Raw genomic sequence first — 21,484 nt, 5'->3', positions numbered from 1 at the left:
CCCAAGACTGCCTCCCCAAAAGCAGCCTTGAATCTGATTTGCTCTTAAAAGGGAATCCTTAGAGTCCACACCACCTAGAGCAGGACGACTTTTGCTTCATTCGGTCTGGCCGCGAACTCGCTGCACCTCTCCCGCTTGCGGGGTCGAGACGAGCGAAACTCGCTCTTAGGTCGGATCGCATCGAAGATGCGATCCGGGTGGGGGCTCTCTCCTCGCGAAGAGTGTGACTCGCGGAGGCAACCCCCACCCATAGCCGATGTTGCGCATCGGCGTTCTTTAAACCCAAGGACGGCGGCCGTAGGCCGCCTACGCCTCCCCCGCAAGCGGGAGAGGGAGCGCAGTCCCTTCGCGGCTGCTACTCATCACGCTTAAGAGTCTAAAGACCCGCGCCCTTGCCAATGGCTCCGGAAAACGAACGATCGACAATGTCGGCGGCGTTGAGCTTCTGCTTGATCAGGCCCGATCGGAAATAGAGATCGATGGTTTGCTGCTCATCAGCCACCACACCGTCATCGATCGGGGCGACGCGGATTTTAGCGCGGCTCAGCCAGTTCAGCGGCACCGCGGGCGGAATGTTCATCAGCTTGCCCCACGTCTCGGCATAGGCGCCGACATCGGTCTGCGACCACGCCCGCGCGGCCGTCAGCCGCCTGACAAAATCTTCCAGTTCCGGCCGCTTGTCACGGATTGCGTTCGGCGTCGCGACCTGGAATCCCAGTCCCGGCGTCAGTCCCTCCGCCGTGATTACGCGCCGCGACTGGAACAGGACTTCTTCCTGGCTGACATAGGGCTCCCATGTCGACCAGGCATCGACGGAGCCTTGTGTGTACGCAACCTTGGCATCCGACGGCGCGAGGAACACGATCTGGACGTCGCTGGTCGACCAACCCTTCGATTCCAGAGCTGCAAGAATCAGTTGATGTCCGATCGAGCCGCGGCCGGTCGCGATCTTCTTGCCTTTCATGCTCTCGAAATCGCGGACGGCTGAGTCCTTCTGAACCAGCACCGCAAGGCCCTCGCGGCTCTGCCGGATCGCCGCGATAGCTTTCACCGGAACGTTGGCCGCCGCGGCGAAGGTGAACGGCGCGTCGCCGACCAGGCCGGTTTCGATCGCGCCCGCGCTTAACGCCTCCAACAGCGGCGCCGCAGCCGGGAATTCCTTCCACTCGATCTTGTAGGGAACATCCTTGAGGACGCCGGCCGCTTCCATCACGGCCTGCGAATTCCCCTTTTGATCGCCGACCCGCAACGTGGTCTGGGCATCCGCCGAGGCAATCGCACCCAGCAGCAGGCCCGCAACGAGAAGGGCGCGCATCATTCCGCTGCCACTCCCCGGGCAACACTGCGTCCGGCGATCAGTTGACGCGTCAGCGGGATCAGTTCGCGGCCGTAGTCGATGGCATCGATCAGGGGATCGAAGCCGCGAATCAGGAAGTGGCTGATGCCGAGATCGTAATAATCGCCGAACACTTCGGCGACCTGTTCGGGCGTCCCGACCAGCGCCGTGGTGTTGCTGTTGGCGCCGGTGAGTTTGGCGATCTCGGTCCAGAGCCGTTTGTCGATCCTTGTCCCCTGCTCGGCCAGCGCCAGCAGCCGCTTCGCGCCGGCGGTGGCATGGCCGTCCGCCGGCTTGCGATATCCGGTCTTGTCCTGCAGCGCGGTGGCGCGGGCCAGAATTTCATCGGCCTTGGCCCAGGCCTTCTCCTCGGTATCGGCAAGGATCGGGCGCACCGAGAGGCTGAAGCGCGGCGTCGGCCGGCCGTGTTTCGCAGCCGCGGCGCGAACCCGGGACGTCACATCACGCACCTGCGCATAGGATTCGCCCCACAGCGCGAACGTATCGGCGTGCTTGCCTGCAACCTCGATTGCCGCGTCCGAACCGCCGCCGACGAAGATTGGAATCCCCTCGCTGCGGTACGGCTTCAGCTGTGAGAAGCCGTTCTGCACCTGATAGTACTTGCCCTCATAGGTGAACGGTTTTTCGCTGGTCCATTCGGCGCGAACCACATCGAGGAATTCGCTGGTGCGGGCGTAGCGCTCGTCCTTATCATCGATGACATTGCCGTCCTGCCTTAGCTCGGTGGCGTTGCCGCCGGTGATGACATGCAGGGCGACGCGGCCGCCGGAGAGTTGATCGACGGTCGCAAGCTGCCGGGCGAGCAGCGTCGGCGCGGTGAAGCCGGGCCGCTGCGCGATCAAGACATTGAGCTTGTCGGTGACGCCGAGCACGTGCTGGCCGATCTGCAGACCATCCGGCGTGGTGGAGTGAAATGCCAGCAGCGCGCGATCGAATCCGGCGTTCTCGTGTGCCTTCGCTACGGTCTCGATATAGTGACGGTCGAGAATCGGGCCGTTCCGCACGACGGTTTCGGACGAATAATTGCTGCCGATGTATCCGATGAATTCCACTGACATGGGCTTGCTCCAGAGTTTGGGATTGGTTCGTTGATATTCAGACGCCGAGCGCCAGACGTCCGGCGTTGACGCGGGTGGCGTCGTCCTGCGGCGTGTGAACCCGCCCGCACAGGACATCGCGATAATGCCGCTCCAGCGGATTGGCGCGGGTGAGACCATGATTGCTGGTCAGCGACAGCGCGTCTTCGAGAATCGCGACCGCATTGTTCGTGACCGTGAGCTTGACGATGCTGGATTCGGAGGCGCTGAGCAGCACGCCATCGTCGAAATCGCCGGCGAAACTGTCGATCAGTCGCGCATTGACGGCAAGCCGCGCCTCGATGCCGCCGACGATCTCCTGCACTCTCGGCAGCGTTGCCAGCGATGCGCCGAGATTGGATGGCTTCCGGTTCTTCAGGAACTCGACCAGCCAGTCGCGCGCGGCACGGGCGACGCCGTCATAGATCGCGGCGACGAAGATCGCATGCACCACGGACTGGGTGAAATCCGGCACCTGCCAATCCTCGGGCGTACGCACGTCGATCTCATGGTCGAGCGGGAACACGACGTCTTCGAACACGACGTCATGGCTGCCGCTGGCGCGCAGGCCAAGATGATTCCAGGTCTCGACGATCCGCGTGCCCGGCAATCCCGCGGGAACCAGGAACAGGCCGACGCGCGTTTCCGGCTCGTCAGTCTTCGCCCACACCGCATACCATTTCAGGATCGGCGCACCGGTCGAATAGACCTTGCGGCCGCTGAGCCGCCATCCCGTCTCGGTCTTTCGCGCTGTTGTCGCCGGCAGCCCGCCGCGTGCCGGCGAGCCGAGATCTGGCTCGACCCGCAGCGCATTGATCAGCGCCACGCCGTCGACCGCCTCCCGCGCCAGCTTGCGGGAGAGACGCCCCGGCCAGCGTGTGCTGCGCGCCATCACCAGATGCTGGATGTAGTGCATCGACAACACCAGCGCCGTCGATGGATCGGCCTTGCCGAAGATGCCGAGGATGCGCGCCGTATCGAGCGCACCGGCGCCGTGGCCGCCCAACGCCGTCGGCACGGTCAGCGCCAACAATCCCGCCTCGGCAAGCTCCTTGAAATTCTCATGCGGAAAACTGGCGTCGCGATCGTGCTGCGCCGCCCGGGCCGCGAATTCGGAAGCAAGTGCCCGCGCGCAATCGTACGGCACCGGCGCGGCATCCGTCAGCGGCTCTTTGCGTATCGAACTGTTGATCGCGCTCACCATGTGGCGTCCAATCCGAGCAGGCCAAGGATGTTACGGCGCAGCTCCGCCAGCCTGGGATCGCCGCGGTGCCGCGGATACGGCCGATCGACCGCGATGTCGGCTTTGATGCGCGCCGGCCGGTCGCTGAACACGATGACGCGGTTGGCGAGGAACAAGGCTTCCTCGACGTCATGCGTCACCAAGAGCGTGGTAAATCCCTTGCGCTGCCACAGCGCCACGATTTCGGCCTGCATCGTGATGCGCGTCAACGAATCCAGCTTGCCGAGCGGTTCATCGAGGATGAGGATCTTTGGATCGTTCACCAACGCCCGCGCCAGCGCGACACGCTGCGCCATACCTCCCGACAATTGATGCGGATAGGCGTTGCGAAACTGCGACAGCCCGACCAGCTGGAGTGCGGCATCGACACGATGGCGCTGGGTCTTCAAGATGCCCTGCGCTTCGAGCCCAAGCGCGACGTTGTTCCAGACCGTTCGCCACGGAAACAGTGTTGGATCCTGAAACACCACGACCCGGGATGGGAACGGTCCGGTGACGGGATCGCCGTCCTCGCGGAGCACGCCCGATCGCGGCGCCTCGAGCCCCGCGACCAGCCGCAGCAAGGTCGACTTGCCGCAGCCGGATGGACCGAGCAGCGCGATAAATTCGCCGGGCTTGACGCTGAAATTGACGTCGTCGAGCACCGGCAAGACGCTACCGTCGATGTCGAAGGCGTGGCTGATGCGTTCGACATCGAGCGAGGCGCCGACGGCCGGATAAGTGACCGCTTCGGCAAGGGCATGCGCTACCATTTGACGACTCCCTTCTGCCAGATCAGCAGGCGGTCGCGCGTTCGGAACAGCAGCGTGATCGCGCCCGAGCACAGCAGCGACATCACGATCAATGCGGCATACATGTTCGCGTAGGCCGCCCAGCCCTGCGCCCATTGCAGGTACCAGCCGAGCCCGGCCTTGACGCCGATCATTTCGGCAACCACCAGAACCGCAAACGACGATCCGAGGCCCATGAACAGGCCGACGAACACGTGCGGCAAGGCAGCAGGAATGGCGACTTTCAGCACCAGGAACGAAGGTTTCGCGCCGAGCGTCCGCGCCACGTCGTAGTAGGCGTTGCTGACGCTCGCGACGCCGGACCAGGTCAGCACCGTGACCGGAAACCCGGTCGCGAGCGCGATCAGGAACGTAGAGGCGCTCCAGCTCGACGGGAAGGTGAAGAACGCGATCGGCAGCCATGCCGTCGCCGGCAACGGACCAATGAACCGCAGCACCGGATGCACCCAGTAACCCACGCTGCGCGACCAGCCGATCGACACGCCGGTCAGAAAGCCGACGGTGGCGCCGATGACATATCCGCCGAGTTGAAGTTTTACAGAAGCAAGGATGCTGTCCAGCAATTTGGGCAGATCATCGGTGTAGACCTCGATGATGGATTGCGGCGGCGGGAAGAACGGCAGCGGCAGCCACCCGAACTTTGCGGTCGCGACTTCCCACAGCGTCAGGAACAACGCTGATACCAGCAGCCACGGCGCACGCCGTTGCAGGCCAGCATTGAACCGCCCGAGCCGGCTGCCCGCCACCGTCGCCAGGAAAATGGCGCCGGAGATCACGAAGGCGGCGGCGGCGAGCTGATGGGTACGCGTCCAGTCGCCGATATCCGGCCACCACAGGCACGATATGCCGAACCCGACCCACGCCAGGCTTGCGATCACGCCGGTCCCACCTGATGGAAACGAGACCGCCAGCGACAGCGGCCGCCCTGAAAGTGCTGCGCCTTCTTCCGCCGATTGCGCCAGTGCGACCGTCTTAGACGCCGAATACGTCGACATAGATCCGCTCCGCAAATTTCGCCGTATCGGTGCTCGCCTTGAAGACCGAAACGCTCTTCAGGTCGTCCGCATAAGCCTTCAGTTCCCGCTTCAACACTTCGCCGACGGGATGGTGATGATGGGTGTGGTAGCGGACCATCGCCTGCAGATCCTGCAGGCTCGCCGTCTTGGGGGCGTAAGGCTGGAACGAAGCCGCGGCCACGTCGGGGTTTTGCGCGGTGTACATCGCGGCATCGAGCAGCGCCTGCGTGATGGCGCGCGCGACCTGCGGCTCTTCGCGAACCAGACTGCCGCGCAATCCGAGGATGCAGCAGGTCTTGTCCTTGTATTCACCGTCGAGGTTGGAAGCGACCTCCTTGTAGGCGCTGTCCTTCAGCCAGATATGAGCAATCGGATCGGATGCGAGGAACGCCTGAACCTCGCCCTTCTCGACGGCGAGCTGCAGCAAATTGCCGGGATAGGCGCGCCAGTCGACATCCTTGTTGGGATCGATGCCCTGTTTGGCAAGCTGGATCGAGAAGAAATTCTTGTCCGGCCCGCCGAGATCGCCGACCGCGACGATCTTGCCCTTGAGGTCGGTCAGCTTGTCGACACCGGAATTGGTGCGCGACAACACGCGCATGCAGCCGCCATGGGTTCCAGCCGCGATCTTGACGTCAAACCCCTGCTCCAGCGGCTTCAGCCAGCGCAACGCCATGCCGAGCCCCGCGTCGCTCTTGCCGGTCGCGATCGCCTCCAGCAACTGGTCGGTCGAGCCGCTGTAGTTGATCAGTTCGACGTCGAGATTATGCTTCTTGAAGAATCCGTGGTCGATGGCCACTGGCACCGGCACGAGGCAGACCGCGCCGGCATTCCATGACAATTTCAGCTTTCGCGGCGCTCCGGTGAGCGCCGGTGCATTGGACGCGGTCCTGCAGATCGGGAATTCCGAGAAGTCGATGCCGGGCGCGGCCGCACGAAACGGAAAGGCTTGCGCGCCAAACACGCCTAACGGCGCGGCGAGCGCCGCGGCAGCCCCGCCGCGCAGCAACGTTCGGCGATCCAGCCGCGTTACGCCATTTTTTTCATCTCGTGACATCCTGCACTCCTGCTCTCAAAACGGCATGGCGCCGCCGTCGGCGCAGCACATGGATGCTGCGGCCCGTTATGTTCCACACTGGCGATCGGTTATTTGGTTCAATCCCGGCGAGACTCCGATCTCGCGCCGTTGATCTGACGTTCAAATGATGCGCGGCCGCAACGTCGTCGTCAATGAAATGGAATTTTGAATGTGAAAGCGAACGGAGAGATTATCTCCACGCTGATATCGTCGTGCGATGAAACGGTTTTCGCGCGCTCGCAAGATATGCAGCGCCTTCACATCTATTCAATTCTTCCGGTTTCGAACGAGTTCAAGCCGCACAGCAGACACCTTTCATTCGCCAGTGAGTAGCGAGACGATCGTTGCCGGCACATCAAAATATTCAGTCAGCCATTTCATTGACTGCGGAGCTGTCGCTCGTACGCTTGGTGCATCGCTGATTGCCTCACGCAATGCAGCGGATCACACCGGAAAGAACAAAGGCATGAACAAACTCGAATCAAGAACGGGCTCACGCATCCGTAAATTCAGCGCCACGCTGTTCGGCGCGGCGCTGGGACTGGCGATGACAGCATCGGCCATGGCGGCAGACACCATCACGCTGCGCGTCGGCGACCAGAAGGGCGGCAACCGTTCGCTGCTCGAAATCGCAGGATTAGCGAAGGATCTTCCCTACAAGATCGAATGGTCGGAATTTCCTGCCGCAGCGCCGATACTCGAAGCGCTGAACGCCGGCGCGCTCGATGTCGGCTATACCGGCGATCTGTCCTTCCTCACCGTCTATGCCACCGGTGCACCGATCAAGGCGATTGGCGGCACGCGATCCGACGCCCGCACGCAGGCAATCCTGGTTCGGCAGGATTCGCCGATTAAGACGGCCGCGGATTTGAAAGGCAAGCGGCTGGCGGGAACGCGCGGCGGCTGGGGCCAGTTCCTGATCGACGCGACGCTGGAGAAAGCCGGATACAAGGTCGACGACGCGACCTTTGCGCCGCTCGGACCGGTCGATGCCAAGATCGCGCTGGTCGCCGGCTCGATCGACGGATGGGCGGTGTGGGAGCCCTACGTGTCCTACGCGACGCTGAAGGATAAGGCCCGCGTCGTCGCCAACGGCGAAGGCCTGACGCCGACCATCACCTTCATCGTGGCATCTGATTCCGCCATCGCCACCAAGCGGGCGGCGGTGCAGGATCTCGTGCAGCGACTCAACAAGGCGCGGCTGTGGTCGCTCGATCACCTGCCCGAATATGCCAGGAACACGTCCGAGCTGACCAAGCTGCCGGAAGACGTGCTGCTCAGCGCCTATACCGCGCAAAAAACCAGCCCGATCGTGATCGACGCCGGCATCGTCAAGGAAGTGCAGGAAGCCTCCGACCGCGCCACCCGCTACGGCATCCTTTCCAAGACGCTCGATGTCAGCAAGGCCGTCGATCGCAGCTTTACGGCGGCCGCCGCCGGATCGAACTGACGCCAACGCATCGACCCGAACGAACGGGCCGGCATCGAATGCCGGCCCGTTGCGCGTCTTCCGCCGAACCCGCTATCCCGCCGCCGCGACCTTTTGCGTCGGCGCGACGCTGACCGCCAGTTTGCCGTAGCGATCCCTAAACGCCTCGGTGTCGATTTCCTCGAGCTGGATCGCACCGCTCATCACGCCGGCCTTCCAGGCCTCATGTTCGGGATCGTGCTGGAATTCCGGCATCACTTCCCTGGCGAACAATTCCAGCGACTCGCAAATGTGCTCGTGGCTGTTCTTGCCGGCCTGGTTGAGCAGGATCACCTGGTCGATGTGCGAGGAGCGAAACCGGCGCAATTTCTTGCGGATGGTTTCCGGCGAGCCGATCAGGCCACCACGAAGGGCCGCCTCCTGCGCCTCCGGATTTTCGCGCTTCCACTTGTTGTATTCGTCCCACATGTTGACGGTGCCGGGGTCCGGACGCTGCCGGTTCTGCGACGCGCCGTAATAGCGCAGCGCGAACTGGAAGAAGGTCGCGCCATCGGCGCGCGCCCGCGCCTCCTCATCGGTCTTGGCGCACATGAAGAACGACACCAGCGCCATGTTCGGGTTGATCTCGTAGTCGGCGAGCTTCTTCAGCCGCTTGGTGATCGCGTTGTAATAGGCGTGCACCCAGGCATGCGCCGCTTCGGCGCTGACGAACTGAAAGCCGAGCGCGCCAAAGCCGTTCTCGCCGGCGCGTTCGATGGTCTGCAATTGCGAGCACGCCATCCACAGTGGCGGATGCGGCTTCTGCACCGGCTTCGGCACCACGTTGCGCAAGGGGATGTCAAAATATTTGCCGTGATGCTCGGTGCCCACTTTGGTGAACATCGGAAAGATCGCAGCGACAGCCTCCTCGAACACCTCGCGCTTGGTCTCCATGTCGCGGCCGAACGGCGTCAGCTCGGTGATCGAGGCGCTCTCGCCCATGCCGAATTCGCAGCGTCCGTTGCTCAGCAGATCAAGCACCGCGACGCGTTCAGCGACGCGGGCGGGATGGTTGGTGGTGAGCTGGAAAATGCCGTGGCCGAGCCGGATTTTTTTGGTGCGCTGGGAAGCGGCGGCGAGGAACGATTCGGGCGACGGCGAATGCGAATATTCTTCCAGGAAGTGATGTTCCACCACCCAGGCGTGGTCATAGCCGAGCCGGTCGGCGGTCTCGAGCTGCGTCAGGGCATTCTGGTAGAGCCGGAGCTCATCGCCCTCTTCCCACGGGCGCGGCAGTTGCAGCTCATAGAAGATGCCGAACTTCATGACGTCGCTCCCGATTGTTGTTTTGTTGCAGTGTATTCGCGGCAGGGAGCAAGTCTAGCCTCGGGCATGAAACTCCAATTCCGCGTGGCGGAAGCCGGCTTGCATGGAACGCGCGAATGATTAGTTTGAGGGTCTGCCTGAGTCGCGGCCGATCACGGCCCGCTCGCCCCTCCGCCGAGACCAAATGACCACGTTTACGCCGCATCAGGATTCCGCGCTGAAGGCCGTTGCCGACTGGATGAAGGCAAAGCCCGGCAAGAACGGCACGCCGCCGGTATTCCGGCTGTTCGGCTATGCCGGAACCGGCAAGACCACGCTGGCGCGGCACATCGCCGACGGCGTCGATGGCGAGGTGAAATTCGCGGCCTTCACCGGCAAGGCCGCGCTGGTGATGCGCAACAAGGGCTGCGACAACGCCTCCACGATCCATTCGCTGATTTACCGCGCCCGGGAGTCCGGCGTCGAGCAGCCGAGTTTTGAACTGTGGGATGATGCGCCGGCCTCGAAGGCGAAACTGATCGTGATCGACGAATGCTCGATGGTCGATGCCGAGCTCGGCCGCGACCTGATGTCGTTCGACTGTCCGTTGCTGGTGCTCGGCGATCCCGCGCAGCTGCCGCCGATCCAGGGCGGCGGGTTCTTTACCGATTGCGAGCCCGACGCGATGCTGACCGAGGTGCATCGCCAGGCCCAGGACGATCCGATCGTGCGGATGTCGATGGATATCCGCGAGGGCCGCGAACTCGAGATCGGCCGCCATGGCGAGAGCGAGGTGGTGTCGCGCAACGAACTCGACCCGGACCGGGTGATGAAGGCCGATCAGGTACTGGTCGGGCGCAACAATACCCGCCGCGCCTACAACATGCGGGTGCGCCAGAAACAGAACATCGAGGATCCATTGCCGGTTGCCGGCGACAAGCTGGTCTGCCTGCGCAACAACCGCAAGAAGGGCCTGTTCAACGGCGGGCTGTGGCGGGTCAAGTCGCGCGCGCAGTCGAAATCGAAGATCATCACGATGCGGCTGTCGCCGGATGAGGATTTCGGCCACAAGGTGACCAAGGTCTCCGTGCGCGGCGATTGCTTTGGCGGCGCCATCGAGACCATCCCGTGGGAGCAGCGCAAGCCCTATGACGAGTTCGACTATGGCTATGTGCTGACCGTGCACAAGTCGCAGGGCTCGCAATGGGACGACGTGGTGCTGTTCGACGAAAGTTTTGCGTTCCAGGACAGCCGCGCGCGCTGGCTCTACACCGGCATCACGCGCGCGGCGAAGCGGCTGAGCGTGGTGGTTTAGCGCGACTTGCCTGCCCTCAGCGTCATTGCGAGCGAAGCGAAGCAATCCATAGGGCGGCAAAGCAAGCGTGGATTGCTTCGTCGCTGCGCTCCCTTGCGCAAACGCTTCGCGTTTGTCGCAGGCAATGACGCCATCCGTCACTTCTCCGCGACAAAATAAAAATCCTCCCTGCCCGGCGGCGAGCCGTAGGTGAAGGGCTGTTGCGCGCGCTTGGTCATCGTCCAGACGTCGTCGCGGACGATATCGAACAGTTTCCGCACCTCGACCTTCGGCGTCTTGAGTTCACGCGCCAACACGGTTGCGAACGGGCTGTTGACGGAATCGCCGTCGAGCGCGGTCTCGCCGTGCTTGGCGGCATAGACCACCATGAAGCCGGCCTCCGGCTCGATGTTGGAAAAGCCCTTGTTGACCAGCTTCAGCGCAATGGTCCGCTGCATGTTCTTCTCGAACGGATTGTCGCGGCAGGCATCGAGTATCACCAGCCGCAGCTTGCGCGCGCCGGAAACCGCGGCGATCAATTGCTCAAGCGCCACCGCTTGCGTTTCCGCATCGCGGTCGGCGGCGAGCTTGGCGTCGGTCGGGATCAGATAGTTGACGCCGCCGATCTCCATGCCGTGACCGGCATAATAGACCACCGCCCAATCGGCCTTCTCGGCTTGCGTGCCGAACTCGTGCAGGGCCGCGAAAAATCTGTCGCGGGTGAGGTCCGGCGCCAGCGTCACGGTCGCAAAGCCGAGGTCGCGAAGCGTGGACGCGATCAATTTCGCGTCGCGCGCCGGATTGGCGAGCGGCTGCACGTTCTTGTAGGCGCTGTTGCCGACGATCAAGGCGACCTTGCGCGGACCTGATGACGCGGGGGCTGAGGTCGTCAGCGCCGCCAGGCGCTCCTTGGCGAAGCGGCGCGCAATGGCGGTATCGATATCATCGAACTTGGTCAGGGCCGCGCTCGCCGAACGGTATTCGCCACGCGCACCGGCGACGTCGCCGCGCTTTTCGAACACCTTGCCGCGGTTGGCGTGCGCGCGGATGTTATTCGGGTTGATCTTGAGCGCCTCGTTGTAATCCTTCAGCGCAGCGTCGAGGTCCCCCTTTGCCAGATAGACATTGCCGCGGCTGGTCATCGCATAGACCGAATTCGGAGTGTGGGCCAACGCCACGTTGCAATCCGCGAGCGCTTCGTCAAACTTCCTGATCTCGGTGTAGGTGATGCAACGGTAGGCCGCGACCTGCGGGGCGTCGGGATTGATCTTTTTCGCCTCGGCGAAATCGGCGAGCGCCGCATCGTATTGCTTGCGGTACGTCTGCACGCGACCCCGGTTGAAGCGGTGATTGTAGCGGCTGGCGTCGTTGTTCGCGAGCCTGACGGCGGAATCGAGTTCGGTGAGGGCGCGCTGCAGGTCGCCCTGACGCATGAAAATAAGGGCGCGGTTGTTGTAGGGGCTCGAGAAATTCGGCTGCAGTTTCGAACTCTGCGCGTAGTCGGCCAGGGCGCGCTCGTCCTCGCCCTTGCTGCTATGGGCGAGGCCGCGCATGTTGATGTATCCGGCGTTATCGGAAACCAGATCGATCGCCGCGTTATAGGCAGCGATCGCGCCGTCATAGTCGCGCTTCTTGATCAGCGCCTCGCCGCGAACGGCGAAAGCGCCCGCCCTGGCCTTGGCGGGCATTTTGTTGTCGGCAATGACGGTCTCGCAGGCGGCCAGCCTTGCGACGGGTTCCGCATCCTTATTCCGGCAGGTGTCGACATCGCCCGCCGCCCGCGCGGAGCCGGCGGTGACAAGCGTGACGATGACCAGGAAGAAGGCGCGCAACATCAGTGAAACGCTCCGGCGCATGAATTTTGGTCGCCGGAGGCTGCCGGCGGTTCATTGTGGGAAGCTGTGCGAGGTCCGGTCAAGCGTGGCCAAACATCGCGCCTAACGTGTTGCGCCGGCGCGGTTTTATTCACGAACTCGTGTGTCGCCGGCCGTAACAAAATGAGCCCGGGCCCGTATCTCGGCGTATCGGAGGGAGCTGCGCCGATTGCGAAACGCGGCTCCCGCTTTAAACTGCCTTCCAACAGCCCCAAGAGGAAACCATGTCCCCTCGCCGATCCAGCCGCCTTTCGCTGTGCGCCGCCGCCATCGGCGCGCTCGCCATTGCCGCGTTCGCCGTTACCCCCTCGCGCGCCGCGGAAGAAGCCGTGATCGTCCCCCCGCCCGCCGCCGACGTGCAGCCGGCCAGCGGCCTCCAGACCGCGGTCCTTGCCGGCGGTTGTTTCTGGGGCGTCCAGGGCGTGTTCCAGCACACCGCGGGCGTGGTCAACGCCGTGTCCGGTTACGCCGGCGGCACCAAGGCGACCGCCGACTACAATCTGGTCTCGATGGGAACCACTGATCATGCGGAAGTGGTCGAGGTCAAATACGACCCGAACAAGATCAGCTACGGCAAGATCCTGCAGATCTTCTTCTCTGTCGTGCACGATCCGACCCAGCTGAACCGCCAGGGCCCGGACACCGGCACGCAATATCGCTCGGCGATCTTCACCACCAGCGACGAGCAGAAAAAGGTCGCGGAGGCCTATATCGCCCAGCTCAACGCCGCCAAGGTCTACAAGAAGCCGATCGTGACCAAGGTCGGTCCGCTGGAGGCGTTTTATGCGGCGGAGGCCTATCACCAGGACTACATGACGCTGCACCCGAACCAGCCCTATATTGCCTTCAACGACATCCCGAAGGTCCATAACCTCAAGAAGATCTTTGCGAGCGACTACCTCGATAAGCCGACGCTGGTGAGCAGTGCGAAAGCCAGCAACTGACGGATCGAATTCAAAGGAGACTCCATGTCCGACACCAAGGTGGAAAAGAGCGAGGCCGAGTGGCGCCGCGAGCTGACGCCGATGCAGTATGCGGTGCTGCGCGAAAAGGCGACCGAGCGGCCGTTCTCCGGCGAATACGAGCATGAGCACCGCAAGGGCACCTATACCTGCGCCGGCTGCGGGCAGACGCTGTTCGAATCCGACGCCAAGTTCGATTCCGGCTGCGGCTGGCCGAGCTTTACCGCACCCGCCGCGGAAGGCCATGTCGACGAGGAACGCGACATCAGCCACGGCATGATCCGCACCGAGGTCTTGTGCTCGAAATGCAATGGCCATCTCGGCCACGTCTTCGAGGACGGCCCCGGCCCGACCGGCCTGCGCTACTGCATCAATTCGGCCGCGCTGAAGCTGCAGCCGAAGTAAACGGCCGTACTCTCTCGTCATGCCCGGGCTTGTCCCGGGCATCCACGTTTTCCGTGCCGCCAATAAGACGTGGATGGCCGGGCATAGGCGAGCGGAAGCGACGCCGTCCTTCGGACGGCCATGCCCGGCCATGACGACAGGATGGATAATAATCACCAATCATTCGAACTCGTTTCCCACCCCGTGCGACCAAGTGCTGGTCGCGCGGGGTTTTTCATTTTTCAGGGGTGCTTCTCCGGTTTGCCCGGCGCGCAAATCAAGGAAAGTTCAATGCAAATATCGAAACGTCTGCTGCTCGGTCTCGGCGCAGCCACCCTCATCATGGAGAGCGTTGTGATCCAGCCCGCTTTTGCCGCCGACAAGGTCTCCCTGTTCAAGGTCATTACCGCCAAAGATGAAATCGTCATCGGCATCGCCGAGGACGATCTGGCGCAGATGGACGGCAAGAACGCCGGCGGCATCGCCAAGATGTTGGTGGCCAAGGGCTCGATGAGCGTCTGGCGATACGCCGTGCACAAATCCGCCAGCGGCGACCTCGAACAGGCGCCGCTGCACAAGATCGGCCTGCTCGCCTCGGACTCGCTGCGCGTCGAGCCCTATGCGACACCGCTGAAGGTGCTGCCGATCGACGAGACGAGGAAATGATCTCCTTCCTTCTCCCCCTGTGGGAGAAGGTGGCGCGAAGCGCCGGATGAGGGGTTTGCATCCGCGGAGACAGACCCCTCACCCGTCTCGAATGAGCTGGCGCTCATTCGATCCACCCTCTCCCACAAGGGGAGAGGGGAAGAAGCGCCAGCGGCAATGACACTCTCCCAAGGTTTCGGCGGAGCGAGGACTCGCGGCCTGGAGTATGCTTTGCTCCGGGCCGCGGGGGCGTTTTCACCTGACGCCGGCCACGCTTTCAGGAGGTCGCCATGTCGCTGGGCACGATCCTCATCATCATCCTGATTATTTTCCTGTTGGGCGGCTTCTCCGGCCGTTTTGGCGGCTATGGCTATGGTCGCGGCCATTCCGGCATGGGGCTTATCGGGGTGATCCTGATCGTGCTGCTCATCCTGGTGCTGCTCGGCAAACTTTAGGCTTCGTAGCCCATTGAAATAACAGGGCTTATTTCGGTCCGAAACGGGCCCAAAGCCAGCCATGCGCAGATTCATCATCACCCCCGATCTGCGCATCAGGAGTCGCATTTCTGTCAAACAGGCTTATATTGGGGGTCGAAATGACGTGCACGGCGCGCCGCCAGGGATAGCGGCCCACCGTCATCCAATCCCCACTCGCTCGACGAACGAGCCAAAAAGATTGAGGTCACAAACCATGCGTCCATTCAGCTACGATACCGCTGCCGAACTGTTTCCTGCCGCGATCCGCAAGAAGAAGCGGGCCGGCTTTGCATATCGGCGTTTTGGCACCGCGGCCGAAGCGGTTCGCTTCGCGATCGAGGAGCTGCCGGCGGACTCGCTGAACGGCGCCTATCTGCAGGTCGAGGAAGCGCGCTTCGACCAGAGCGGCATCCGCACTCTCTATGAGAGCGAGGCCTTCCCGCTGACGCGCCGCCCCCGTGCGCCCGTTGCGACCGAAACCAACGCCGACGCTGCGTAAGGTTTAGCTTTCGAGCTGTCTGCCCTCGGACGATGTCCGGGGGCATTTTTTCGCGCGCTCTTTAGTCTCCGTCATGGCCGGGCTTGACCCGGCCATCCACGTCTTTCTTAACTAGCTGAAGGAAGACGTGGATGCCCGGCACAAGGCCGGGCATGACGAAGTTAGGACGCGATTAGCGCGGCTGCTTGTCGAGCCAGCGCTTGAGCATCCGCACATTGCGGACGTTGGCGCGGAACATGACATCGAACGCGTCGCCCGCGACCGGCACCAGGCCGACCACGCCATCGAGCGCGACATTACCCAGCATCCGCGTCGTGATGTACCAGGGCGCGCCGAGCGCGCGCGCCTCGCGCACCACCCACAGCGAGATCGCTGTCGTGATGATGTCGCCGACGACAGGGATCAGCCCGATCAGCCCGTCGATGCCGTAGCGGATATTGGTGCCCGGCACGATGAAGGCGACGTCGAGCAGTTTCGACAGCGCTTCGAGCCGCGCCAGCCGTTGCTCGCGGGTGAGGTTGCCGAACGGGTTGGCGCTGGAATTCCCGAAGTCGATCCGGAAACCCTCGAACTGCCCGCGCAGGCTGGGGTCGGGAATTTCGCGCCCCTCCTGGTCGATCACAGGCCCACGGCCCTTCGCGCGGCCCTGCGAGGGACGTTCGGTGCGGGCGCGGTTCGGCACAAAAATATCGTCGTTTGACATGGTCATCAGATGGTAACGCAAAAGGCGTGCGCAAGTTGCGTCAAATTATCGCTGAACTTGCTGAGCTAGCACCCGTGCGGCCGTCAAGTCCGTCCCAACGGCGCACGAACCCGCTTCCGTCATTGCGAGCCACCGGGTCGCGCGAACGCGCGCCCGATGACAGGCTCCGCGAAGCAATCCATCGGGCCGCAGCAAGAATGGATTGCTTCGTCGCTTCGCTCCTCGCAATCACGCGGAATTCAGATTCAAATTTCAAACAGCAATGTCGTCCCGGCCTAGAGCATGATCCGGAAAAGTGGGAACCGGTTTTCCGAAAAGATCATGCTCAAACAAAAGACTAGAGCGGGATGATGAATCGAAGAGAAATCATCACGCTCTAGTGCGCAATTGCGCACGGGGGCCGGGACCCATAGCCACCGGCAGTGATTGCTTTTGCACGCAGGTCGTTATCTTCCACCTTCAACAATAAGGGCCGCTGCGTATGGGTCCCGGCCTGCGCCGGGACGACGGGGATACAGTTTCGCCTTCCCGCGGCGCAAAGCGCCCGGGGTGTGCGTGTCGTTCGTGCCCTCGAAAAATCAGAGGGCGCAGGGAATGCCGGGTGCGCGCTGCACCCGCGGTCTCGTGTGCGATTGTGCAATAGAAAGCTGCACACGAGCATACAGGGCAGCGGAGAGCATCCGACATTCCCTGCGCAATGGCTTTACGGCTTACTTCGTGCTCTCCTCGGTCGGGCCGAGCTCGTTGTCACCGTCGTCCCTCGGAAGCGCTAGCTTCTTTGGAACTTGACGCCAGCATCGGGGCGTCGGGACCACACGACTTCACCGTACGCTCCTGTTGCGCGCGTCAAATCGCAACAGCAGCGTCCACCGCAACCCGCCCCTCGTTGTGACGATGGCCAACGCCCCTCTGAGTGGGACGGGATGGCTATTGATGTGCAGGTGATTTGGGGTCGCAGGAAACAGAAATCTTTTCGATTTTCAGAAATTTCTGACTTGACATGATTTCTGACAATCAGAACTGATTTGCCCGTCGTGCCAAATTGTCGCGATTTTACGTCGAATGCACCGGCGCCTGTTCGTCGGCATATCTGTGCGCCAGCCACGACGACAGCACCGCGGGCACGCCGCCGACCAGCCCGTAAAGGATGAACTGCATCACGCCGGTGTCCGGGCCGCGCGAGCCATAGAGCAGTTCCGTGATCGTGAAGCCGATCGCGCCCACGATGCATACCCGAACCCACCACGGAATCCGCCGCACGTGGTACAGGATGTCGTCGATGGCGCCGATCATCAGCGCCGGCACGACGCCGAACAGATAGCTGTATTGCAGTGTCTTGGCGAAAGTGCCGAAGAATTTCCCGACCTCCTTCCAGTCGGTCTGGGCCCAGTAGCCGGAAGCCATCGTGATCGCGAACAGCATCAGCAACCCGCCGACGAACGGGCCGATGGCTCCGAAGATCAGATAGCGTTTCATGGACCGTCCTCTTCCAATCGCGGGATCAGATGCGGTCTCAGTCTTACGACGATCTTGCGGAAAATTCGACAGGCTTGACGGAAGCGTTGCGAAACAATCCGCCGCCGCCCTCTACTCGCCCCAGGCCGCAAACGCCTCGTTGAACGCCCGCTCGCCCGGCGCGCCCTTTTCGATCGCGATGATGGCGCGGCGCTGGTTGACGTAGACCAGCGGCACGTCGAACCAGGAACGCTCCTTCAGGAGCTGCAGATTGCGGGCGCGGTCGGCGTCGACGTTGGAGAGGCCGACCAGGAAGAAGCCGTCGGTGACTTTCACCGCGAGCCCCGCCAGCGGCGTGCCGCGCGCCTGCTCGTTGGATTTCATCAAAATGCCCGGCACGTTGCCGACGCCGCCGCCGGAGAAATCCTGCGGCAGGATGAAGGTGAGCTCCGCGGTGTGGCTTGCGGGGAGCGATGTGTCGGTGTTGCGGCGGAACGACATCGTCATCTTGAACTTGCGGTCGGGAATTTCGATGTCGGCGCGCACGCTGATATCAGGCTTCTGGTTGCCGCTCGCCTTGATCGGTTCGGTACGCCAGATCACCGAGCCGACATATTGCTTGCCCTTGGGATCGGACGGGTCCTCGTCATACAGCACCACGCGCTGCGCCACCGGCGCCACCTGGTCCGACGACGGCTGGCCGACGCGATCGGGGATCTTCGGCTTCGACTGCGGCGCTGACGGATCCTTCGGCGCTTCGACGACGGGCGAGGATTTGAACAGGCTGCTCACCACGTTGATGGCGGACTTGCCCCCGACCATCGCAGCGCCGATCACAACAAGCACGATGCCGACCGCGATCGCGCTCTTGAACGGGAAAGCCGCGCCGGCCCGGCGTAGCTTTTTCGGCTCGCGGTCGCGATCCTGCGACAGCCGCGAACGCTGCGGCGGCGGCTGCATCGGGGAAGCCTGCGGCGAATAGCGGTCGGCCTCCTCGAGCGATTCTTCATAGGAATACGGCGCTTCCGGATCGGCGCCGCGGTTCTCCATGCTCGGCTCGAGCCGGTCGAACTCCGGCGAGGGCGAGGGCACGTTGGCGTAGGTCTTGCGCGCCGAGCGGTTGGCCTGGGCGGCGGCGCGGCCGAGATCGTCGGCGTCGGCGGCGATGTCGCGGAAGCCGCGCATGCCCGGCGGCTGCGGCATCTGCGGCGCCGAATTGTCGGGGCCGCGGCGCGCCGCGCCTGTCCGTTCACGGGTCGGCGGCAGTGTCGGTTCCTGCACCGGCAGCTGCGGCGGACGTGGCGGCGGCGGCGGCAAATCGGGCCGCAGATTGCGCGGCGAGCGTTGCTGGTCGCCGTCACCAAGCGGCGGACGGGGCTCGCGCGCGGGCGGCGGCGAAGCCGGGCGCGGGCGGGGTGGGTTAGCTGCTGGCGCGCCGGATTCCGGCGGGCGCGCATTGGCGCGGCGGAAGGCGTCGCCGCCACGCGCAGCCCCGGCGCCGCCGGGCCGCGAGGCGTCGCGGGCGCGCTGGGCGGCCTCGGACTCGACCTTGCGGACGGCCTCTTCCAGCGACAGCCGCTCCCGGGTGATTTCCGATTCGCTCAAGGGCGGCTGCACGCTGCGCAGCTGCGCGATCAGCGCCGAGCGCGCCCGCTCATAGAGCGCACGGCGGCTCTCGCCGGGAGCACTGGGGTCCAGTCCGGCAATGGCGCGGGCGATCAGCGGGTAGTAGTCAGCCATAACGACTCAACAATGCGGACTTATGGGTAACAACTCGTTAAGCCTCGAACGGATTTTGAACGAGAATAGTATCCTCGCGTTCCGGGCTGGTGGAAAGCAAGGCGATCGGACAGCCCACCAATTCCTCGACCCGGCGGACATATTTAATGGCTTGGGCCGGCAGATCTGCCCAGGAACGGGCATTGGCGGTCGGCTCTTTCCAGCCTTCGATGGTCTCGTAGATCGGCACCACCCGGGCCTGGGCGCCCTCGCCGGCCGGCAGATGGTCGATTTCCTTGCCGTCCAGCATGTAGCCGGTGCAGACCTCGATCGTGTCGAAGCCGTCGAGAATATCGAGCTTGGTCAAGGCCAAGCCCGTGATGCCGCAGGTTCTTGCGGCTTGTCGAACCAATACGGCGTCGAACCAGCCGCAACGCCGCGGCCGGCCGGTATTGGTGCCGAATTCGCGGCCCCGCTCGCCGATCTTGCGGCCGATCTCATTGTCCAATTCGGTCGGGAACGGGCCCTGGCCGACCCTCGTCGTATAGGCCTTGCAGATACCGAGCACATAGCCGACCGCGCTCGGCCCCAGGCCGCTGCCGGTCGCGGCCTGCGCCGCCACCGTGTTGGACGAGGTGACATAGGGGTAGGTGCCGTGGTCGACGTCGAGCAGCGCGCCCTGCGCGCCCTCGAACAGGATTCGCTTGCCTTCGCGGCGCTTGAGATCGAGCAGCCGCCACACGGTCTCGGTGTAGGGCAACAATTGCGGCGCCAGCGCGCTGAGGTCCTTCAGGATGACGCCGCCGTCGAACTCCTCCAGCCCGAGGCCGCGGCGCAGCGCGTTGTGGTGCGCCAGCAGGCGGTCGATCTTGTGCGGCAGGGTGTCGAGGTCGGCCAGATCCATCAGGCGGATGGCGCGGCGGCCGACCTTGTCCTCATAGGCCGGGCCGATGCCGCGGCGGGTGGTGCCGATCGCGGTGCCGGCGTTGGATGATTCGCGCAACGCGTCGAGTTCGCGGTGCAGCGGCAGGATCAGCGTGACGTTCTCCGCGATACGGAGATTTTCCGGGCTGATGGCGACGCCCTGGCCCCTCAGCCGGGTGACCTCGTCGAGAAAGGCCTGCGGATCGAACACCACGCCATTGCCGATGACGCCGAGTTTCGAGGGCCGCAGCACGCCCGACGGCAGCAGCGCCAGCTTGTAGGTCTCGCCATTGATGACGAGCGTGTGGCCGGCATTGTGGCCGCCCTGGAAGCGCACGACGATGTCAGCCTGCTCCGACAACCAGTCGACGATCTTGCCCTTCCCCTCGTCACCCCATTGGGCGCCGACGACGACAACATTGGCCATTTCTAAGGTTTTCCCTGCGGCTCAAGTGGTTTCAGCATGACCTCCCCGGAAAACTACTGCCCGACTTTCCGGATCATGCTCTCCGGCATGGTTCAGATTGAACCATACCGTCGAATATCTTTTAGTTCGGGCATGATCTTCTCGGAAAACCGGTGTCCACTTTTCCGGATCATGCCGTAGGTTGCCCAGCCCAAATCACGGCCGGAGGCCGTTCGCATGCGAGGCAGCCCAACCGGATAAAGGAAGCAGCCCGTCTAGGCAAGCAAGAAGCAAGCTTTGGGGGTCGTCAAAAAGGAGGACAACCCTTTGATATCCCCCAAAAATTTGTGGCGGCGCGAAGGCGGCGGCATGAACACGGAGTAATCTGGCAAATGTCTAAAACCACTCCTGCGACAAAGGCGCTGGAAAAGCTCGGCGTGAAGTTTGTGCTGCACAGCTATGCCTATGATTCCACCGCCGACAGCATCGGCCTGCAGGCGGCCGAGGCGCTCGGCGTCGAGCCCGACCGGATGCTGAAGACGCTGATGGCCGAGGTCGACGGCAAGCCGGTCTGCGTGGTGGTGCCGTCGGACGGCGAAGTCAGCATGAAGAAGCTCGCCAGCGCGTTCGGCGGCAAGGCCGCGAAGATGATGCGCCCGGCGGATGCCGAGCGGCTCACCGGCTATCATGTCGGCGGCATCTCGCCGTTCGGGCAGAAGAAGCGCGTGCCGGTCGCGATCGAGGCGGCCGCGCTCGGCCACGCGACCGTGTTCCTCAATGGCGGGCAGCGCGGATTGCAGGTCGAGCTCGATCCGAGCGACGCGATGCAGGCGCTCGGCGCCATCGCGCCGGCGCTGACGATGTGAGGA

General features: G+C 63.3%; 20 protein-coding genes. 8 read left to right on the top strand and 12 right to left on the bottom strand.

The annotated features are described in order from the left end of the window. Window positions 1-376: 376 nt before the first annotated feature. The 6 genes from JQ567_RS16320 to JQ567_RS16295 are packed head-to-tail and all read right to left on the bottom strand — an operon-like array spanning window position 377 to window position 6,540. Window positions 377-1,318 (bottom strand): ABC transporter substrate-binding protein, encoded by a 942-nt coding sequence (locus tag JQ567_RS16320; RefSeq protein ID WP_212439768.1) that lies wholly within the window; start codon window positions 1,316-1,318, stop codon window positions 377-379. Then, window positions 1,315-2,415 (bottom strand): LLM class flavin-dependent oxidoreductase, encoded by a 1,101-nt coding sequence (locus JQ567_RS16315; RefSeq protein WP_212439767.1) that lies wholly within the window; start codon window positions 2,413-2,415, stop codon window positions 1,315-1,317. The genes JQ567_RS16320 and JQ567_RS16315 overlap by 4 nt, the downstream gene beginning before the upstream one ends. Before the next feature lie 37 nt (window positions 2,416-2,452). Continuing rightward, a complete protein-coding gene (locus JQ567_RS16310; protein WP_212439766.1) occupies window positions 2,453-3,637 on the bottom strand; it encodes an acyl-CoA dehydrogenase family protein in 1,185 nt (394 codons plus the stop codon). Continuing rightward, window positions 3,631-4,428 carry an ABC transporter ATP-binding protein gene (locus JQ567_RS16305; RefSeq protein WP_212439765.1) on the bottom strand — a complete coding sequence of 266 codons (798 nt, stop codon included), beginning with the start codon at window positions 4,426-4,428 and terminating at the stop codon, window positions 3,631-3,633. Before JQ567_RS16305 ends, JQ567_RS16310 begins: the two co-directional genes overlap by 7 nt. Then, window positions 4,422-5,462 (bottom strand): ABC transporter permease, encoded by a 1,041-nt coding sequence (locus JQ567_RS16300; protein WP_212439764.1) that lies wholly within the window; start codon window positions 5,460-5,462, stop codon window positions 4,422-4,424. The genes JQ567_RS16305 and JQ567_RS16300 overlap by 7 nt, the downstream gene beginning before the upstream one ends. Next, the gene (locus JQ567_RS16295) at window positions 5,440-6,540 is read right to left on the bottom strand and encodes an ABC transporter substrate-binding protein (protein WP_212439763.1); all 1,101 of its coding nucleotides are present in this window, start codon (window positions 6,538-6,540) and stop codon (window positions 5,440-5,442) included. Before JQ567_RS16295 ends, JQ567_RS16300 begins: the two co-directional genes overlap by 23 nt. 487 nt (window positions 6,541-7,027) lie before the next feature. On the opposite strand from JQ567_RS16295, the gene JQ567_RS16290 reads away from it, so the two are divergent. Continuing rightward, window positions 7,028-8,011, top strand: coding sequence for an ABC transporter substrate-binding protein (locus JQ567_RS16290; RefSeq protein ID WP_212439762.1), 984 nt, complete (start codon window positions 7,028-7,030; stop codon window positions 8,009-8,011). A 72-nt stretch (window positions 8,012-8,083) separates the two neighbouring features. On the opposite strand, the gene JQ567_RS16285 is transcribed toward JQ567_RS16290, so the two are convergent. Then, window positions 8,084-9,295 carry an LLM class flavin-dependent oxidoreductase gene (locus tag JQ567_RS16285; protein WP_212439761.1) on the bottom strand — a complete coding sequence of 404 codons (1,212 nt, stop codon included), beginning with the start codon at window positions 9,293-9,295 and terminating at the stop codon, window positions 8,084-8,086. A 184-nt stretch (window positions 9,296-9,479) separates the two neighbouring features. Here JQ567_RS16285 and JQ567_RS16280 point away from each other — a divergent pair, with 184 nt between their 5' ends. Continuing rightward, window positions 9,480-10,589, top strand: coding sequence for an ATP-dependent RecD-like DNA helicase (locus JQ567_RS16280; RefSeq protein WP_212262780.1), 1,110 nt, complete (start codon window positions 9,480-9,482; stop codon window positions 10,587-10,589). A gap of 137 nt (window positions 10,590-10,726) precedes the next feature. Here the strand turns inward: JQ567_RS16280 and JQ567_RS16275 are convergent, their stop codons facing one another. Beyond that, on the bottom strand, window positions 10,727-12,403 hold the full coding sequence (locus tag JQ567_RS16275; RefSeq protein WP_212439760.1) for a caspase family protein: 1,677 nt from the start codon (window positions 12,401-12,403) through the stop codon (window positions 10,727-10,729). 263 nt (window positions 12,404-12,666) lie between these two features. Between JQ567_RS16275 and msrA the strand changes: the two genes are divergently transcribed. The 5 genes from msrA (at window position 12,667) to JQ567_RS16250 (ending at window position 15,408) form a co-directional block, all read left to right on the top strand. After that, complete coding sequence (msrA, locus tag JQ567_RS16270) at window positions 12,667-13,386, top strand: peptide-methionine (S)-S-oxide reductase MsrA (RefSeq protein ID WP_212439759.1); 720 nt, start codon at window positions 12,667-12,669, stop codon at window positions 13,384-13,386. Window positions 13,387-13,410: 24 nt separating this feature from the next. After that, window positions 13,411-13,809, top strand: a complete 399-nt coding sequence (gene msrB / locus JQ567_RS16265) for a peptide-methionine (R)-S-oxide reductase MsrB (RefSeq protein WP_212439758.1) — start codon at window positions 13,411-13,413, stop codon at window positions 13,807-13,809. Between the two features lie 270 nt (window positions 13,810-14,079). Beyond that, window positions 14,080-14,454, top strand: coding sequence for a hypothetical protein (locus JQ567_RS16260; RefSeq protein ID WP_249165492.1), 375 nt, complete (start codon window positions 14,080-14,082; stop codon window positions 14,452-14,454). A gap of 269 nt (window positions 14,455-14,723) precedes the next feature. Further along, window positions 14,724-14,888, top strand: coding sequence for a DUF3309 family protein (locus JQ567_RS16255; RefSeq protein WP_212439757.1), 165 nt, complete (start codon window positions 14,724-14,726; stop codon window positions 14,886-14,888). A gap of 235 nt (window positions 14,889-15,123) precedes the next feature. Further along, entirely contained in the window at window positions 15,124-15,408 is a 285-nt protein-coding gene (locus JQ567_RS16250; protein ID WP_212439756.1) for a hypothetical protein, read from the top strand. A gap of 172 nt (window positions 15,409-15,580) precedes the next feature. Here JQ567_RS16250 and JQ567_RS16245 read toward each other — a convergent pair whose 3' ends face one another. From JQ567_RS16245 to JQ567_RS16230, 4 genes are all read right to left on the bottom strand, one after another. Next, window positions 15,581-16,117 (bottom strand): DUF4112 domain-containing protein, encoded by a 537-nt coding sequence (locus tag JQ567_RS16245; protein WP_212439755.1) that lies wholly within the window; start codon window positions 16,115-16,117, stop codon window positions 15,581-15,583. A gap of 1,047 nt (window positions 16,118-17,164) precedes the next feature. Continuing rightward, the gene (locus JQ567_RS16240; protein WP_212439754.1) at window positions 17,165-17,587 is read right to left on the bottom strand and encodes a DUF5413 family protein; all 423 of its coding nucleotides are present in this window, start codon (window positions 17,585-17,587) and stop codon (window positions 17,165-17,167) included. Window positions 17,588-17,698: 111 nt separating this feature from the next. Next, window positions 17,699-19,306, bottom strand: a complete 1,608-nt coding sequence (locus tag JQ567_RS16235; protein ID WP_212439753.1) for a hypothetical protein — start codon at window positions 19,304-19,306, stop codon at window positions 17,699-17,701. 37 nt (window positions 19,307-19,343) lie between these two features. Further along, window positions 19,344-20,636 carry an adenylosuccinate synthase gene (locus JQ567_RS16230; RefSeq protein WP_212439752.1) on the bottom strand — a complete coding sequence of 431 codons (1,293 nt, stop codon included), beginning with the start codon at window positions 20,634-20,636 and terminating at the stop codon, window positions 19,344-19,346. Window positions 20,637-21,007: 371 nt separating this feature from the next. Between JQ567_RS16230 and ybaK the strand changes: the two genes are divergently transcribed. Beyond that, window positions 21,008-21,481: a Cys-tRNA(Pro) deacylase gene (ybaK, locus tag JQ567_RS16225; protein WP_212439751.1), complete on the top strand. Its 474-nt coding sequence runs from the start codon at window positions 21,008-21,010 to the stop codon at window positions 21,479-21,481. Window positions 21,482-21,484: the final 3 nt, after the last annotated feature.

Source organism: Bradyrhizobium sp. AUGA SZCCT0431 (genome assembly GCF_018131065.1).
Lineage (GTDB): Bacteria > Pseudomonadota > Alphaproteobacteria > Rhizobiales > Xanthobacteraceae > Bradyrhizobium.
Note: the sequence above shows the minus strand (reverse complement) of the source record. Positions and strands in the feature narration are given on the sequence as shown.